Source organism: Marinobacter sp. ST-43, from assembly GCF_030541085.1.
In the GTDB taxonomy this organism is placed as follows: domain Bacteria; phylum Pseudomonadota; class Gammaproteobacteria; order Pseudomonadales; family Oleiphilaceae; genus Marinobacter; species Marinobacter nauticus.
Genome location: NZ_JASSVO010000001.1, coordinates 204368 through 221428, shown reverse-complemented (window position 1 = coordinate 221428; position 17061 = coordinate 204368). Strand labels below are relative to the sequence as shown.

The 17061-nt window shown below is 56.5% G+C and carries 13 protein-coding genes and 4 tRNA genes; 3 read left to right on the top strand and 14 right to left on the bottom strand.

Annotated features, from left to right (window positions below; genetic code table 11):
• Positions 1 to 112: 112 nt before the first annotated feature.
• From lon to QPL98_RS01010, 8 genes are all read right to left on the bottom strand, one after another.
• A complete protein-coding gene (gene lon / locus QPL98_RS01045) occupies positions 113 to 2530 on the bottom strand; it encodes an endopeptidase La (RefSeq protein ID WP_286714298.1) in 2418 nt (805 codons plus the stop codon).
• Positions 2531 to 2705: 175 nt separating this feature from the next.
• Positions 2706 to 3989, bottom strand: coding sequence for an ATP-dependent Clp protease ATP-binding subunit ClpX (gene clpX / locus QPL98_RS01040; RefSeq protein WP_011785317.1), 1284 nt, complete (start codon positions 3987 to 3989; stop codon positions 2706 to 2708).
• Between the two features lie 76 nt (positions 3990 to 4065).
• Positions 4066 to 4701, bottom strand: coding sequence for an ATP-dependent Clp endopeptidase proteolytic subunit ClpP (gene clpP / locus QPL98_RS01035; protein WP_011785318.1), 636 nt, complete (start codon positions 4699 to 4701; stop codon positions 4066 to 4068).
• Between the two features lie 163 nt (positions 4702 to 4864).
• Entirely contained in the window at positions 4865 to 6169 is a 1305-nt protein-coding gene (gene tig, locus QPL98_RS01030; protein ID WP_113879023.1) for a trigger factor, read from the bottom strand.
• A gap of 218 nt (positions 6170 to 6387) precedes the next feature.
• A tRNA-Leu gene (locus QPL98_RS01025) sits at positions 6388 to 6472 on the bottom strand.
• Positions 6473 to 6537: 65 nt separating this feature from the next.
• Positions 6538 to 6613 (bottom strand) — tRNA-His (locus QPL98_RS01020).
• An 88-nt stretch (positions 6614 to 6701) separates the two neighbouring features.
• Positions 6702 to 6778 (bottom strand) — tRNA-Arg (locus QPL98_RS01015).
• Positions 6779 to 6810: 32 nt separating this feature from the next.
• A tRNA-Pro gene (locus tag QPL98_RS01010) sits at positions 6811 to 6887 on the bottom strand.
• Positions 6888 to 7106: 219 nt separating this feature from the next.
• Between QPL98_RS01010 and folD the strand changes: the two genes are divergently transcribed.
• Positions 7107 to 7967 (top strand): bifunctional methylenetetrahydrofolate dehydrogenase/methenyltetrahydrofolate cyclohydrolase FolD, encoded by an 861-nt coding sequence (gene folD / locus QPL98_RS01005; RefSeq protein ID WP_121206792.1) that lies wholly within the window; start codon positions 7107 to 7109, stop codon positions 7965 to 7967.
• 84 nt (positions 7968 to 8051) lie between these two features.
• On the opposite strand, the gene QPL98_RS01000 is transcribed toward folD, so the two are convergent.
• The 3 genes from QPL98_RS01000 to QPL98_RS00990 all read right to left on the bottom strand — a co-directional run bounded on the left by QPL98_RS01000 (position 8052) and on the right by QPL98_RS00990 (position 13449).
• Positions 8052 to 10232, bottom strand: coding sequence for a malate synthase G (locus QPL98_RS01000; protein WP_011785321.1), 2181 nt, complete (start codon positions 10230 to 10232; stop codon positions 8052 to 8054).
• Between the two features lie 146 nt (positions 10233 to 10378).
• Positions 10379 to 11770 carry a cysteine--tRNA ligase gene (gene cysS / locus QPL98_RS00995; protein ID WP_303292465.1) on the bottom strand — a complete coding sequence of 464 codons (1392 nt, stop codon included), beginning with the start codon at positions 11768 to 11770 and terminating at the stop codon, positions 10379 to 10381.
• Positions 11770 to 13449 (bottom strand): glutamine--tRNA ligase/YqeY domain fusion protein, encoded by a 1680-nt coding sequence (locus QPL98_RS00990; RefSeq protein ID WP_303292464.1) that lies wholly within the window; start codon positions 13447 to 13449, stop codon positions 11770 to 11772. Before QPL98_RS00990 ends, cysS begins: the two co-directional genes overlap by 1 nt.
• 161 nt (positions 13450 to 13610) lie before the next feature.
• Here QPL98_RS00990 and QPL98_RS00985 point away from each other — a divergent pair, with 161 nt between their 5' ends.
• Together QPL98_RS00985 and lpxH are read left to right on the top strand one after the other, a co-directional pair.
• Positions 13611 to 14111, top strand: a complete 501-nt coding sequence (locus tag QPL98_RS00985; RefSeq protein WP_121206796.1) for a peptidylprolyl isomerase — start codon at positions 13611 to 13613, stop codon at positions 14109 to 14111.
• On the top strand, positions 14108 to 14833 hold the full coding sequence (lpxH, locus tag QPL98_RS00980) for a UDP-2,3-diacylglucosamine diphosphatase (RefSeq protein WP_273029901.1): 726 nt from the start codon (positions 14108 to 14110) through the stop codon (positions 14831 to 14833). The genes QPL98_RS00985 and lpxH overlap by 4 nt, the downstream gene beginning before the upstream one ends.
• Here lpxH and QPL98_RS00975 read toward each other — a convergent pair.
• The 3 genes from QPL98_RS00975 to QPL98_RS00965 all read right to left on the bottom strand — a co-directional run bounded on the left by QPL98_RS00975 (position 14817) and on the right by QPL98_RS00965 (position 17015).
• A complete protein-coding gene (locus QPL98_RS00975; RefSeq protein ID WP_273029903.1) occupies positions 14817 to 15713 on the bottom strand; it encodes a hypothetical protein in 897 nt (298 codons plus the stop codon). The two genes, lpxH and QPL98_RS00975, sit on opposite strands and share 17 nt — an antisense overlap.
• Positions 15714 to 15735: 22 nt before the next feature.
• Positions 15736 to 16137: a thioesterase family protein gene (locus QPL98_RS00970; protein WP_273029905.1), complete on the bottom strand. Its 402-nt coding sequence runs from the start codon at positions 16135 to 16137 to the stop codon at positions 15736 to 15738.
• 107 nt (positions 16138 to 16244) lie between these two features.
• Positions 16245 to 17015, bottom strand: a complete 771-nt coding sequence (locus tag QPL98_RS00965) for a ferredoxin--NADP reductase (protein WP_011785332.1) — start codon at positions 17013 to 17015, stop codon at positions 16245 to 16247.
• Positions 17016 to 17061: the final 46 nt, after the last annotated feature.

Below are 17061 nucleotides of genomic sequence, written 5' to 3'. Positions count from 1 at the left end.
AACCGGTGTTCGGAATAGGCACTTACTGCGCGGGAGCCCTTGGTATTGGCTGCTTCACGGCGAAACAGTTATACCAACGGGCTCTCAGGCGTGTCAACAACTCATCCGGTGTTTAATGTGTATTTATGCGCTCTGCAGCGTCGCCGGAATCATCAGAAGTGGCCGATTTGCCGGTTTCCTTGTCAGCATTTTCAGACCGGGGATCCGGCTGGTAGGCCAGCGCAATATCCAGAACCTCATCAATCCACTTGACCGGGCGGATCTCCAGCGATTCCTTGATGTTGTCCGGTATCTCCTTGAGATCCCTGACATTTTCATCCGGGATGATGACAGTTTTGATGCCGCCGCGATGGGCTGCCAGCAGCTTTTCCTTCAAGCCGCCGATCGCCAGAACGCGACCTCGCAAGGTGATTTCACCGGTCATCGCTACATCCGCCCGAACGGGAATTCGGGTCAGTGCAGAAACCAGTGCTGTACACATACCAATACCGGCACTCGGGCCATCTTTCGGGGTTGCTCCCTCAGGTACATGCACGTGAAGATCGTGTTTTTCGTGGAAATCATCCGCCACACCCAGGCCGGCCGCCCTGCTCCGGACCACCGTAAGTGCCGTCTGAATGGATTCCTGCATAACGTCACCCAGCGAGCCGGTTTTAACGACACGACCCTTACCTGGCGTCAAAGCACACTCTATGGTCAACAGCTCGCCCCCGACCTGGGTCCATGCCAGACCGGTCACCTGTCCGATCTGGTTGGTTTCTTCTGCCAGTCCGTATTTGAACTTTTTGACGCCTGAGTAATCCTCCAGAAGATCCGGCGTCAGGGTCACCGAGGCCTTGGTGCTGCTCTCTACGTGCTCACGCACCACCTTACGGCAGATCTTGGCGATTTCGCGCTCAAGACCCCGTACACCGGCTTCCCGAGTGTAGTAGCGGATCAGGTCCCGAATGGTCTCTTCCGGCAGTTTCAGTTCGTCCTTGCGCAGACCATTGGCCTTGAGCTGCTTGGGCAGAAGGTAACGCAACGCAATATTGACCTTCTCATCTTCGGTGTATCCGGGAATCCGGATGATCTCCATGCGGTCCAGCAGTGCCGGTGGAATATCCATGGAGTTGGAGGTACACACGAACATCACATCAGAGAGGTCGTAATCGACCTCCAGGTAGTGGTCATTGAACGTATGGTTCTGTTCCGGGTCCAACACCTCAAGCAGAGCCGAGGCCGGATCGCCACGATGGTCCATGCCCATCTTGTCGATTTCGTCGAACAGGAAAAGCGGGTTCTTCACACCCACCTTGGAAAGCTTCTGCAACAACTTGCCCGGCAGCGCGCCGATGTAAGTCTTGCGGTGGCCTCGTATCTCGGCTTCGTCACGCACACCACCCAGCGCCATGCGGGTGTATTTGCGATTGGTGGCCTTGGCGATGGACTGGCCAAGGGAGGTCTTGCCAACCCCGGGAGGCCCTACCAGGCAAAGCACAGGCCCTTTCACCTTCTTGACCCGACTCTGAACCGCCAGATACTCCAGAATACGCTTCTTCACCTCGTCCAGGCCGTAGTGATCCCGGTCCAGGATTTCACGGGCCTTTTCAAGGTCGTGACGAACCCGACTGCGCTTCTTCCAGGGGACCGCCAGCATCCAGTCAATGTAGCCGCGCACCACGGTAGCTTCCGCGGACATCGGAGACATCATCTTGAGCTTGTTCAGCTCTGCTTCGGTTTTCTTCCGGGCCTCTTCCGGCAGACCGGCTTCCTCAAGCTTCTGCTCAAGTTCCTCGAAATCGTTATTACCCTCACCGAGCTGGCCCATTTCCTTCTGGATCGCTTTCATCTGCTCGTTCAGGTAATACTCGCGCTGGCTGCGCTCCATCTGCTTTTTCACACGGCCACGGATGCGCTTCTCCACTTCGATCAGATCAATCTCACCGTCCAGCTTGCCCAGCAGAAGATCAACCCGCTTACGAACGTCCAGAGCTTCCAGCAACTCCTGTTTCTCGGGAATCCGCATCTCCAGATGCGCGGCCATGGTATCGACCAGACGCTCAAGTTCGTGGATACCGGTCAAAGCATTGGAAACCTCAGATGGCACCTTTTTGGACAGCTTCACGTACTTCTCGAATTCGTCCATCAGGGTCTTGGTGAGGACGTCTTCCTCGCGCTCCGGCAAGGATTCCTCATCCATCAGAATGGCCTGGCCGGACAGGTAATCGCCTTCCTCGATGTCAGAAATGCTGGCTCGGGAATTACCCTCTACCAGAACCTTGACGGTGCCATCCGGCAGCCGAAGCATCTGCAGCACCGTCGCCAGGGTGCCCATGGCAAATACATCCTTCGGGCCCGGCTCGTCGGTGGAGGCATCTTTCTGGGCTACCAGCAGGATTTCCTTGCTGCCCTCCATTGCCGCTTCCAGCGCCTGAATGGATTTTTCGCGGCCCACAAACAGCGGAACCACCATGTGCGGGAACACCACCACATCACGCAAAGGAAGCAGCGGGTATTCGTGCACAGTTTCATCAGGTATACGGGTCATGGGGAATCCTCTGACAGTATTTCTTTCAGCATATCACCCAACATTGGGGCGCTGACAAAAATTGCAATCTTTTTACGATGGGAAATATCAGGGAGCAAACGATAAGGGCCTGAGATGAAAAAGGGGCGTTGAACGCCCCTTTTATATCACCCGGTATTCTACGCCCTGTGCCCGCTCAGTCTTCGGGCACCGCCTTGGCGTGATCGCTGCTGGCGTAGATCTTGAAGGGCTCTGAATCGCCCTTGATCACACTCTCGTCGATCACCACCTTGGAGACATCATGCTCAGAGGGAATCTGATACATGGTATCCAGCAGGGTCGCTTCCATTATCGACCGCAGACCACGGGCACCGGTCTTGCGCTCCATGGCTTTTCTGGCCACTGCGCGCAGGGCGTCTTCCCGGAAGTCCAGCTCCACCCCTTCCATATCAAACAGCTTCTGATACTGCTTGGTCAGGGCGTTTTTGGGCTCGGTCAGAATCTGCACCAGTGCTTCTTCATCCAGTTCGGTCAACGTGGCCACCACAGGCAGACGGCCGACGAATTCCGGAATCAGGCCAAACTTCACCAGATCCTCGGTCTCGACTTCGCGAATGATATCGCCAGTGCTCTTGCTGTCGTCCTGGCTCTTGACTGTAGCCGAGAAGCCAATGGAACTGCGCTCAGAGCGTTCCTGGATAACCTTGTCGAGGCCGGCGAAGGCACCGCCACAGATAAACAGGATGTTACCGGTATCCACCTGCAGGAATTCCTGCTGGGGGTGTTTACGCCCACCCTGAGGAGGAACCGAAGCGACAGTACCCTCGATCAGCTTCAGCAAAGCCTGCTGAACACCCTCACCCGATACATCCCGGGTAATGGACGGGTTATCGGACTTGCGGGAAATCTTGTCGATCTCGTCGATGTAGACAATACCGCGCTGGGCCTTTTCGACATCGTAGTCGCACTTCTGCAGCAGTTTCTGGATGATGTTTTCAACATCCTCACCCACATAGCCTGCTTCGGTCAGCGTGGTCGCATCCGCGATGGTAAACGGTACATTCAGCATGCGCGCCAGGGTTTCCGCCAACAGGGTCTTACCGCTACCGGTGGGACCGATCAGCAGAATGTTGCTTTTGCCCAGCTCGACATCACTCTTGCCCTCGCCGTAGCGAAGACGCTTGTAGTGGTTATACACCGCTACAGACAGAACGACCTTGGCGCGATCCTGGCCAATAACATATTCATTCAGAGTCTCACGGATCTCTGCCGGCGTGGGCAGGCGGTCGCTGGCCTCCTCCGGGGCGTTCTCCTGAATCTCTTCCCGGATAATGTCATTGCACAGATCAACGCACTCGTCGCAGATGAACACCGAGGGCCCTGCAATGAGCTTACGGACTTCATGCTGGCTCTTTCCACAAAACGAGCAGTAGAGCAACTTGCCGTTATCGTCGCCTCTGCCGTTTCTTTCATCTGCCATTGAAATACCTCTGTTCTTCGTTGGCCGGTGTCATCAGTGTGTACGCCGGCCGGTAGTGATGCGATGACTTTCAGTATTATTTATTCGATACGCGCTTATCAAGTATTGTATCGATCAACCCGTACTCTTTGGCCTGGGCAGGATCCATGAAATTATCACGGTCGGTATCCCGGGCGATGGTCTCGATGTCCTGACCGGTGTGCTCCGCCAGCAGCTCGTTGAGCGTGTTGCGGATTTTCAGGATCTCACGGGTATGGATCTCGATGTCCGTCGCCTGCCCCTGATAGCCGCCCAGCGGCTGATGAATCATTACACGGGAGTGCGGCAGGCAGGCACGCTTGCCCTTCGCGCCACCCGACAACAGGAAAGCACCCATGCTGGCTGCCTGACCGATGCAAAGCGTTGCTACGTCCGGCTTCACGAACTGCATGGTGTCGTAAATGGACATGCCGGCGGAAACGGAGCCACCCGGACTGTTGATATAAAGATGGATATCCTTGTCCGGATTTTCGGATTCCAGGAACAGCAACTGGGCAACCACGAGGTTTGCCATGTGATCTTCAACCGGGCCAACCAGAAAGATCACCCGCTCCTTGAGCAGACGGGAATAAATGTCGAACGAACGTTCGCCGCGTGCCGTCTGTTCAATAACAATCGGCACCAGGCCTGAGCTGGTTATCATTGTAGGGCCATCAAACGGTTTCTGCGTCATGTGCGCCTGAACTCCTTATGGACAATGGTTTGGACTCCTGCTTCAACGGGAGCCCGTTGTATTCCGGTACCCCATATACTCTGCCAGCAGATCGCCCAGATGAAAACAGCCGGACACGCCGGCTGCTTCCAGAACACGGCACCGGGCCAGAGCCCGGCGGCCATCAGCGCTGGGGCTGACCGGCCTGCACCGCTTCCTCGTACTTCATCTTCTTCTCTTTTACCTTGGCCGCGCCAAGCACAAAATCAACCACGGCATCTTCCAGTACAGAAGACTCAACCTGAGCCTTCTGATCCGGGTTGCTGTTGAAGTGTGCAACAACCTCGTCCGGCTGTTCATACGTAGAAGCGATCTCCTGGATCTTTTCTTCCACTTTCGCTTCGTCAGCCTTCAGGTCATTTTTCTTGACCACTTCCTGGAACAGCAGACCGGTCTTCACGCGACGCTTCGCCTGCTCTTCGAAGATTTCCTTCGGCAATTGCTGGAAATCCACCTGCCCGCCAAAGCGCTGAACGGCGTCCTGACGCAGGCGATCAATTTCCTGGTCAACGAGAGCCGCAGGTACTTCCAGCTCGGTGGTCTCCAGCAGACCATCTACAACGTCGTTCTTGACCTTGTTGGATACTGCCTGCTTGAGCTCGCGCTCCATGTTCTTCTTCACTTCCTCGCGGAAAGCGGCTTCGTCTTCAGCTTCGATGCCGAAACGCTTGAAGAATTCCTGATCCAGCTCCGGCAGCTGCGGCTCTTCTACCTTGTGGATAGTGATCGCGAACTTGGCATCTTTACCCGCCAGGTCTTCGTTATGGTAGTCCTCAGGGAAAGTGACATCGATTTCCAGCTCTTCGCCGGCTTTACCACCCACAATGCCCTTTTCAAAACCAGGGATCATCTGACCTGAACCCAGGGTCAGACGATGACCTTCAGCGGAGCCACCTTCGAATTCTTCACCATCGATGGAGCCCTTGAAGTCGATAGTCACGATGTCCTTGTTCTTGGACTTGCGCTTGACTTCTTTCATGGTGGCCTGCTGGCGACGCAGATTATCGATCATGTTGTCGATATCCTTGTCGGCAACTTCAGACACCGGCTTCTCAACGTTGATCTTGCTCAGATCGCCCAGCTCAATTTCCGGCAGAACCTCAAAAGTCGCAACGAACTCGAGGTCCTTGCCTTCTTCCATGGTCTTCGGCTCCAACTTGGGCCAGCCCGCCGGATTGATATCCTGCTCCTGCAGCGCCTTGATGTAGTTGTCGCGCATAGCCTCGCCAACCACTTCCTGGCGGATGCTGTCACCAAAACGACGCTTGACCACGCTCATGGGAACCTTGCCAGGGCGGAAACCGTTCAGGCGCACGGTGCGAGCAGTTTCCTGCAGGCGTTTCTGAACCGCCTGGTCGATTTCCTGGGCGGGCACACCAATCGTCATGCGACGCTCGATGTTGGAGGTCGTTTCAACAGACACTTGCATGGAAGTTCCTCAAATTACAGATTCTGTAGGTGAATGAAAATTAAACCAAAATCCCGGCAGGAGCAGCTCACCCCAAAGGGACGCAAAATTAAAAGCCGGTAGTTTATCACGGTTTGCCCCGCCGAGAGAATCACCCGGCCACCCTGAATATGGGTTTGAGACGCGCCTAACAACGCGGTACGAAAACACAATGGGGACAAATCAGAAAAAAGAAAGGGTGGTGCGAGAGGAGAGACTCGAACTCTCACGGTATTACCCGCTGGAACCTAAATCCAGTGCGTCTACCAATTCCGCCACTCTCGCATATCCGGCGCAACTCTGAACCATAACAGGGAATCAGGGTGCTCGGAAACAAACAAGGGGAAAAGTGGGGTGGACGAAGGGGTTCGAACCCTCGACCGCAGGAGTCACAATCCTGAGCTCTACCAACTGAGCTACGTCCACCACATCAGGGAGGTGCCTGCCGGCACACTACTGCTTACTTCAACTTTGCTGGTTCGGCGAGTCCGGTACCAATCTGCGATTAACGAGATGGCGCGCCCGGCAGGACTCGAACCTGCGACCATCCGCTTAGAAGGCGGATGCTCTATCCAGCTGAGCTACGGGCGCTTGACCGTTCGCCCACCTGAATATCCAGAAAGTGGTCGGGGTAGAGAGATTCGAACTCCCGACATCCTGCTCCCAAAGCAGGCGCGCTACCAGACTGCGCTATACCCCGTTAACTGAACAACAAGTGCCTCAGCAAAGTTGGCGCGCATATTACCGGCGCCGATCGCGTCCGTCAACACGGAATTGAAAATTCCTTGCCGAGACAGTCCTATAAGTGACCACCTGTAACCGCTGGAGTTCCCGACCACCCCTCTACATTGGCGTTAACCCTGAAGCATGAGACAATGCCCGGCCTTCACTTTTACGCCCAAACCGACAAGACGGAAACATGAGCGCCAAACTGATTAACGGAAAAGAAATTGCTGCACAGGTCCGGCAACAGGTGGCCGCCGGTGTCGAAGCCAGAAAACAGAAGGGCCTGAGAGCGCCCGGGCTGGCCGTGGTACTGGTCGGTCACGATCCGGCATCCCAGGTATACGTTGGCAACAAACGCAAGGCCTGCGAGCAGGCAGGCATCCTGTCGCTGTCCTATGATTTGCCGGAAGATACCTCCCAGGCGGCACTGGAAGCGCTGGTTGACGAGCTGAACGAGAACCCCGCCGTTGACGGCATACTGGTTCAACTTCCCCTGCCCTCGCACCTGGATGCTGATCCGATTCTGGTAAAGATACGGCCCGACAAGGACGTAGACGGCTTTCATCCCTACAACATCGGCCGCCTGATGCAGCGCAAGCCTACCCTGCGGCCCTGCACACCGGCAGGCGTCATCACCCTGCTGGACTCCATTGGCACCCCCTACAAAGGCCAGCACGCAGTTATTGTCGGGGCCTCCAACATTGTCGGTCGCCCCATGAGCATGGAACTGCTGCTAAAGGGAGCCACGACAACGGTATGCCATCGATTTACCGACAATCTCGAGAAATTTGTTGGGGAAGCAGACATCCTGGTGGCCGCAGTGGGCAAACCGGGCATCATCAAGGGCGAGTGGGTCAAACGCGGCGCCACCGTCATTGATGTGGGCATCAACCGGATGGATGATGGCAAACTCTGTGGCGATGTCGATTTTGACGCTGCAGCAGAGCGTGCGGCTTACATCACCCCGGTACCGGGCGGCGTCGGCCCCATGACCATTGCCACCCTGCTGGAAAACACCCTTTACGCCGCCGACGTGCTGCACGCCGACACCTGACGCGCCATCCCACGAACTCTTCGTCAGCGGGGGCAACCCCAATAAAAAACCCCGCCGAAGCGGGGTTTTTTATGGACGGGCGTTTTACTGCCCGTATTTGGCCTTGGCCTTCTGACGGTAAGCGTGCAGCAGCGGCTCAGTGTAACCGGCCGGCTGTTCGCGACCCTTCAGAACCAGATCCACAGCGGCCTGGAAGGCGATGCTGTCATCAAAGTTCGGAGCCATGTTGCGGTATGCCGCATCACCAGCGTTCTGCTTATCAACAACCGCAGCCATGCGCTTCATGGTTTCCATGATCTGCTCTTCAGAGCAGATGCCGTGGTACAACCAGTTGGTCAGCAGCTGCGAAGAAATACGCAGTGTCGCACGGTCTTCCATCAGGCCCACATCGTTGATGTCAGGCACCTTGGAGCAGCCCACACCCTGGTCGATCCAGCGTACAACGTAGCCAAGGATACCCTGGGCGTTGTTGTCCAGTTCCTGCTGAATGTCCTCGGCGCTCAAGGACGACGGATCCTCCATCACCGGCACAGTCAGGATGTCGTCCAGAGACGCGCGCTGACGGTTGGCCAGCTCTTTCTGCACATCAAACACGTTCACCTGGTGGTAGTGAGTGGCATGCAAGGTAGCGGCTGTCGGAGACGGAACCCAGGCGGTGTTGGCACCAGCCTTCGGATGACCGATCTTGGCCTCCAGCATGCCTGCCATCAGATCCGGCATGGCCCACATACCCTTACCAATCTGGGCAACGCCAGACAGACCGGCTTCCAGGCCGATGTCAACGTTCCACTGCTCGTAAGCGTTGATCCAGGCAGCCTGCTTCATCGGCCCCTTACGGATGAAGGGACCCAACTCCATGGATGTATGAATCTCATCACCGGTGCGATCCAGGAAGCCGGTATTGATAAACACGGTGCGCTCTTTGGCAGCGTGGATGCAGGCCTTCAGGTTCACGGTGGTGCGACGCTCTTCGTCCATGATGCCCACTTTCAGGGTGAAGCGCGGCAGACCAAGAGCGTCTTCAACACGACCGAAGAATTCATTGGTGAACGCCACTTCTTCCGGGCCGTGCTGCTTGGGCTTAACAATGTACACAGAACCCTTGGTGCTGTTCTGGAATTTGCCGTCGCCCTTCAGGTCGTGGATGGCGATCAGGGATGTTACCAGGCCGTCCATCAGGCCCTCGGGGATTTCGCTACCATCCTTCAGCAGAATGGCCGGGTTAGTCATCAGGTGGCCAACGTTACGAACGAACAGCAGGCTGCGGCCCTTGAGGGTCAGCTCGCTGCCATCGGCGCCAGTGTAGGTGCGGTCGCCATTCATGCGACGAGTCATCATCTGGCCGCCCTTCTCGAAGGACTCTTCCAGATCGCCCTTCATCAGGCCAAGCCAATTCTTGTAGGCGACAACCTTGTCATCAGCATCCACCGCGGCAACTGAGTCTTCGCAGTCCATGATGGTGGTCAGGGCCGATTCCATCAGAACGTCTTTAACGTGGGCACCGTCATCCTTGCCGATCGGATGGCTGGCATCAATCTGGATTTCGAAATGCATGCCATTCTTCACCAGCAAAACGCCAGTGGGGGCATCGGCAGCGCCGGTGTAACCCACAAAACCGGACTCGTCTTTCAGACCGGTCACGTCACCGTTCTGAAGTTTAACCGCCAGCTTGCCGCCGTCGATATAGTATTTTGCGGCGTCTTTATGGCTACCGGAAGCCAGAGGCGCAGAGCCATCCAGCAGGTTGCGGGCCCACTCAATCACCTTGGCGCCACGAACCGGGTTGTAGCCACGGCCCTTCTCAGCACCGTTTTCCTCAGAAATAGCGTCGGTACCGTACAGGGCATCGTACAGGCTACCCCAGCGAGCGTTAGCCGCGTTCAGGGCGAAACGGGCATTCATGACCGGCACAACCAGCTGCGGGCCGGCCATGGTGGCGATTTCCGGATCCACATTGGAGGTGGAGATTTTGAAATCCGCCGGCTCATCTACCAGGTAGCCGATGTCTTTCAGAAACGCCTTGTACTCGGCCATGTCCAGTTTCTGGCCCTTGTGCTCGCGGTTCCAGGTATCCATTTTTTCCTGGATTTCGTCACGCTTGAGCAGCAGCTCGCGATTGCGCGGAGCGAGCTCGTTCACGATCTTGTCGAACTCGGCCCAGAACTTGTCAGCTTCAATACCGGTGCCCGGAATCGCTTCGTTATTTACAAAATCGTACAGATTCTTGGCGATCTGGATGCCGCCAACTTGAACGCGTTCTGTCATCGTTGCTTGCCTCAATGGGTTTGTAGTTCCCGACTCCCCTGATGGCGCCGATAGCGCGGGGACGTTCTGATTAGAGCGCCGCATTGTACGTGAAATTCCCTACAAGGTCATTCCCACCGGCACAATGCGACATTGCGCGAATCAACTCAGTCCTGGCTCCGGCGCCAGGTGGTTCCTTCACGGCTGTCATCCAGGATAATGCCCTTCTCCAGCAGATCATCGCGAATGCGATCGGCCTCCGCAAAGTCTTTGGCTTTACGGGCATCGGCACGGGCCTGAATCATGGCCTCGATGTCCTCGGCGGTCAGCTCACTGCCGGTATCCGCCTGGAAGAAGGCTTCCGGGTTCTGCTGCAGCAGACCGAGCACAGCACCCAGCCGCACCAGAACGGCCGCGCTGCGCTTGGCGGCTTCTTCATCACCTTCCCGGCGGTAATGATTGATGTCATTCGCCACTGCATGCAGCACGGCAATGGCGCCAGCAGTATTGAAATCATCATCCATTACCTCGGCAAAACGACGGTCGTGGTCCGTTTCCGCTACATCCGCTTCTTTCGCCGGCACGATACCCCGCAGGGCATGATAGAGCTTGGTCAAGGTTCGCCCGGCCTCCGCCAGGTTATCCTCGGAATAGTCCACCTGGCTCCGGTAGTGGCTGGACACCAGGAAATAGCGAACCACTTCCGCCGGGTACTTTTCCAGAATCTCGCGAATGGTAAAAAAGTTGCCCAGCGACTTGGACATCTTTTCCTTGTTCACTCGAATGGCGCCGGCGTGCATCCAGGTGTGCACAAAGGTGTGGCCGGTGGCACATTCCGACTGGGCGATTTCGTTTTCATGGTGCGGGAACAGCAGATCCGGCCCGCCACCGTGAATATCAAAGGTGTCACCGAGGCACTTAGTAGACATGGCGGAGCACTCAATATGCCACCCGGGGCGACCTTCGCCCCACGGCGACGGCCAGCTCACCTCGCCCGGTTTGGCGGCCTTCCAGAGCGCAAAGTCCGCGGGGCTGCGCTTGGCCTCCTGGACATCCACTCGAGCACCGGCCACCAGATCTTCCAGCTTTTTCTTGCTCAGTTTGCCGTAATCCGGGAATGACTCCACAGCAAAGTACACGTCGCCATTATCGGCAGCATATGCGTGGCCGCCAGCGATCAGCTTCTGGATCATGGCAATGATGTCGTCGATAAAGGCAGTCGCCCGGGGCTCCTCATTGGGTGACAGCACGCCGAGCTTTGCCTCATCCTCGTGCATGGCCCGGATCATCCGGTCGGTCAGGTCGGTATACACCTCACCGTTTTCATCAGCCCGGCGCAGGATCTTGTCGTCGATATCGGTAATGTTGCGCACGTAGTGTACGTCGTACCCGCGATGCCGCAGATACCGAGTCACCACGTCAAACGCCACCAGCACCCGGGCATGCCCCAGATGGCAATAGTCGTAGACAGTCATGCCGCACACGTACATACGAACCTTGCCAGGCTCCAGGGTTTTGAACGCTTCCTTTTGCTGTGTCAGCGTATTGTAGATACGCATTACTTGCCTCCCTTACCCCAGGAATCCCGCAGCGTTACGGTACGATTGAACACCGGCTTGCCAGACTTTTCAGTCAGTTCCTGGTCGCAGAAAAAGTATCCCTCGCGCTCGAACTGGTACGGCAGATCGGCGCGGGGCTGAGCCAGACTTTTTTCAACGCGGGCACCTTTGAGTACGACCAGAGATTCCGGGTTCAGGTGATCCAGAAAATCGCCTTCTTTGTCGCTGTCCGGAGACTCGTGGTTGAACAGGCGGTCGTAAAGATTGATATCCGTCTCCACGCTGTCGCTGGCCGACACCCAGTGAATCACGCCATTGGGTTTGTAGCCCTCCGGATTCACGCCCAGGGTATTCGGATCGTATTCGCACTTGAGCTCGACAATCTCGCCGCTGCCGTCACGCACAACCTCTTTGCAGGTCATCACGTAACCACCTCGCAACCGCACCGCCTGTTCCGGGGCCAGCCGCTTCCACTTGCGCGGCGGCTCTACCTCGAAATCTTCCCGGTCAATAAACAGGGTCTGACTCCAGGTCACTTCCCGCCCGCCCATATCCGGATTCTGCGGATGCACCGGCAGAGTCAGGGTCTCCGTCTGGTCAGACGGGTAGTTGGTCAGGGTGACTTTGAGCGGACGCATCACGCACATGGCGCGGGGCGCACGGTTATTCAGATCCTCCCGGATTGCGTGTTCCAGCATGCCGACATCCACAGTGCCACCAGCCTTGTTGACGCCGATCATGTCGCAAAAGTTGCGAATCGACTCCGGCGTGTAACCACGACGGCGCATGCCGGAAATCGTCGGCATCCGGGGGTCGTTCCAGCCACTAACCACGTTTTCATCCACCAGCCGCTTCAGTTTGCGCTTGCTGGTAATGGTGTAGTTCAGATTCAGCCGGGCAAATTCGATCTGGCGCGGATGACAGGGGATGGTGATATTGTCCAGCACCCAGTCGTACAGCGGCCGGTGATCCTCGAATTCCAGGGTACACAGGGAATGGGTAATCCCTTCCAGAGCATCGGAGATCGGATGGGTAAAGTCATACATCGGATAGATGCACCACTTGCTGCCGGTCTGGTGATGATCCGCGTAGCGAATCCGGTACAGAATCGGGTCCCGCAGGTTGATATTCGGGGATGCCATATCAATCTTGGCCCGCAACACCAGCTCACCGTTCTGGAACTTGCCGTCGCGCATGTCCCGGAACAGCTGCAGGCTTTCCTCTACCGGGCGATCCCGGTATGGGCTGTTCTTGCCGGGCTCTTTCAGGGAGCCCCGGTACTCGGCCATCTGTTCAGCGTTCAGGGCACAGACATAGGCTTTATCGTTCTGAATGAGCTCTTCGGCAAAGGCGTAGAGCTGATCAAAGTAATCCGACGCGTAACACACCTCGCCGGCCCACTCATAGCCCAGCCACTCCACGTCCTGCTTGATAGCGTCGATATACTCCTGGCTTTCCTTTTCCGGGTTGGTGTCGTCAAAGCGCAGGTTGCACTCACCGTTAAAGGTTTCGGCAATGCCGAAATTCAAACAGATCGATTTGGCATGACCAATGTGCAGATAGCCATTGGGCTCCGGGGGGAAGCGGGTGACCACCTTCCCGGTGTGCTCCCCTTTGGCGATAGCGTCTTCAATCAGGCTCTGGATAAAGTTGTGGGCTTTCTTCGACTCGGCGCTCATACAATCTCTGTCAACAGGGAATGAATCATGGGAGCTGTCCGGATGCTCCGTTTAAACCGCCTATTATACTCACAAATCCATGCCGGACTCATGCACCGGACGAAACTCTTGAGTACAATAGCCACTTTAAACATTCCGATCCCCAAACACAGGAAACCCTGATGATTCTGCTGCAGACAAACTTCGGTGATATCAAGCTGGAACTGGACTACGAGAAAGCCCCGGAAACCGCCAAAAACTTCGAACAGTACGTTCGCGACGGTTTTTACGATGGCCTGATTTTTCACCGCGTTATCAGCAACTTCATGATTCAGGGCGGCGGCTTTGAGCCTGGCATGACGCCGCGCAAAACCCGCGAACCTATCCAGAACGAGGCTGACAACGGCCTGAGCAACATGGTCGGCACCATTGCCATGGCCCGCACCATGGACCCCCACTCCGCCACCGCCCAGTTCTTCATCAACGTTGAGAACAACGGTTTTCTGGACCACACCGCCAAGAACGCAGAGGGCTGGGGCTACTGCGTATTCGGCAAGGTGGCCGAGGGCATGGAGACCGTCAACAAGATCCGCGCCGTTCGCACCACCATGCGCGCCGGCCACCAGGACGTCCCGTTTGAGGACGTAGTGATTGAAAAAGCCGAGGTTCTGGAGGACGCGTGACCACGCTGTTTATCTCGGATCTGCACCTGGAAGAGTCGCGCCCGGATATTACGGGTGCGTTTCTGACCTTCCTCAGAGAAAAAGCCTTGGGCGTTGAGCGTCTATACATTCTTGGCGACTTTTTTGAAGCCTGGATTGGAGATGACGAGCGCACACCGCTGCAGGAACAGGTGGCGGCGGCCTTGCGGGAGGTGCGGGACACAGGCACCGACATTTACCTGATGCACGGCAACCGGGACTTCCTCATTGGCGAAGACTTCTGCGCGCGCGCCGGCGCCACTCTGCTGGATGATCCGACGGTAGTGGATCTGTATGGCACACCTGCCCTACTGATGCACGGTGACAGCCTGTGCACGGCCGATGTGGAATATCAGAAGTTCCGGACCAATATGCGTAACCCGCAAACCGTGAAAATGCTGCTCGCCCGCCCACTCAAAGACCGTCAGCTGATGGCACGGCAACTGCGGGAAATCTCCATGGCGAAGAATCAGGGCAAGGCTGAGACCATCATGGATGTGACCCCTGAGGAAGTGGTGAAAGAACTGGAGGCCCATGATGTTCAACTGATGATTCACGGCCATACCCACCGTCCTGCCATTCATGAGCTGGAAGCCAATGGCAAGCCCGCACGCAGGATTGTATTGGGAGACTGGGATAAGAATATCTGGTGGCTGAAAGCTCGCCCGGGGCAGGAACCCGAGCTGCTCAAGAGGCCTTTGTAGCCATCGTGTCGGTGATGGGCTCCCGGTAGGTTTCCAGCCGTTTTAGCCAACCGGGCAGCCAGCGCTCCCGCTCAATCGGATTTTCGGCATTTCGGGCGCGGCGGGTCAACACCTCCCCCGCCGCCACCCGGAACGCATCAAGGGTCGATTGCCCCGGCTCCGGATCCATGGCGAGGAGCACCTGCAACAACCCCCAACCCTCACCTTTGTAGCGCTCGGATTCAGCAAGCCCTTCACCTTTGAAATTGACATAATCCATCAGTGCATAGACGCCACCCGGGGTAGCGCTCAACTCCTCAAGATAACCCTGAACAACTTTCTGATGATGATCGGGAACCTCATCCAGAATAGTGCCCAGCGACTCCTGGGCGCGGCGAAAGATGAATTCTGCCTGCAAACCCTGAGTGCCTGCCAGAAACTCCCGAAGTTCGGCAACGCGGATCGAATCCTGCATCTGCATAAAGGCCGCGCGATCCGGCCAGGGAGCATCCAGAGGATCAAGCCCGCGCAACCAGTCCGGCACCGACGCCTGTCGCTGACTCATGTAGGTAATCAACTGCGGAAAGCTCTCGACAAAACGGCCCTCAACCCCCTCCGGATACCAGATGAAGTGTCCTATACCCAGGGACGGGAAGGCTTCCCCCTCGTTCCAGTGCACCAGGCACTGGAACCGCCCCGCACACTCATTCTGGAAAATCCTCTGGCCGACCCAGTCCAGTTGAGCCGGCTCCAGGGCCAGGGAAATATCCACACCCGAAACCGCCCGCCGGGAGGAACCCGAGGGATCATCAGGCGCACCCTGCTCTTCCCCGGAATCACAGCCGGCCAGCAGCAGAGAGCCTGCCAGCGCCATCGCCAGACAAGAAAGCCTTGAGGTCACAGCTCCTCCATTGACGGCACCACTACGCCGTATCCTTGACCTTATGTTCAGCCAATTCTGCCTTGATGGCCTCAGGGATGGGAACAGACTTTTCATTTTCGTAATCGAAGTGAATCAGTGTCGCGACACCACGGGCGATCTGCTTGCCATCCTGCCAGGCCTCCTGAACCACCTGGAACGAGCTGTTACCAATGTTGCCCACGCCGGTTCTGATCTCAACGGGCATGTGCCAGTAACTCTGGGCCAACAGGTCGATCTCCAGCCGGGCAATGATCAGCGGCCAGGTTTTTACGTCCAGCGACGGGTGGAAAATCCGAAATATCGGAGTACGTCCCTGCTCGAACCAAACCGGCAGGGAGGTATTGCTGATATGACCAAGCGCGTCTGTATCACTGAATCGAGGCTGAATGTCGAGGGTAAACATGGGCATAGTCCTGCTATGAAAGAGCGCAAACTATACACACAAATTTTGTCGCAAAAAAAATCCTGTGGCGTTAACCACAGGATTTTCCGCTAGTACTTTAGTCGCAGTTACTGCTCCACAAAAGCCCGCTCAATCACATAGTGGCCCATGTCGCCACCACGGGCTTCGCGGAAGCCCATGTTATCGAGAATGGCACAGGTGTCCTTCAGCATGCTCGGGCTGCCACAGATCATGAAGCGGTCCTGCTCCACGTCGAAATCCGGCAACCCCAGATCCCGTGTGATCTTGCCGGTTTCCATGGCATCCGTCAGACGACCCTGGTTGCGGAAGGGCTCCCGGGTCACGGTCGGGTAATACACCAGCTTGCCACTGACCATCTCACCAAAGAATTCGTTCTCCGGCAGTTCTTCAATCTCTTGCTGGTACGCCAGCTCGGAGATGTAGCGCACACCGTGGGTGAGAATCACCTTGTCATAGGCTTCGTAAACTTCCGGATCCTTGATGATGCTCATGAACGGTGCCAGCCCGGTGCCGGTGCTGATCAGCCAGAGATTTCGGCCCGGCAGAAGATTGTCCAATACCAGCGTACCCGTTGGCTTGCGGCTGACCAGAATCTCGTCACCCACTTTGATCTGTTGCAGGCGCGAGGTCAGCGGGCCATCAGGAACTTTGATAGAGAAAAACTCCAGCTCTTCTTCATAGTTCGCACTGGCAATACTGTAGGCGCGCATCAACGGTTTGCCATCTGTCTCCAGACCGATCATTACAAAATGACCGTTCTTGAAGCGGAAGCCGGGATCCCGACTGGTCTTGAAGCTGAACAGCGTATCGTTCCAGTGGTGCACACTGGTTACGGTTTCTTTCATCAGGTTGCTCATGGGAGCCCTCGCCTATTAACGTCAGTCCATCAGGAATTGAGAATAG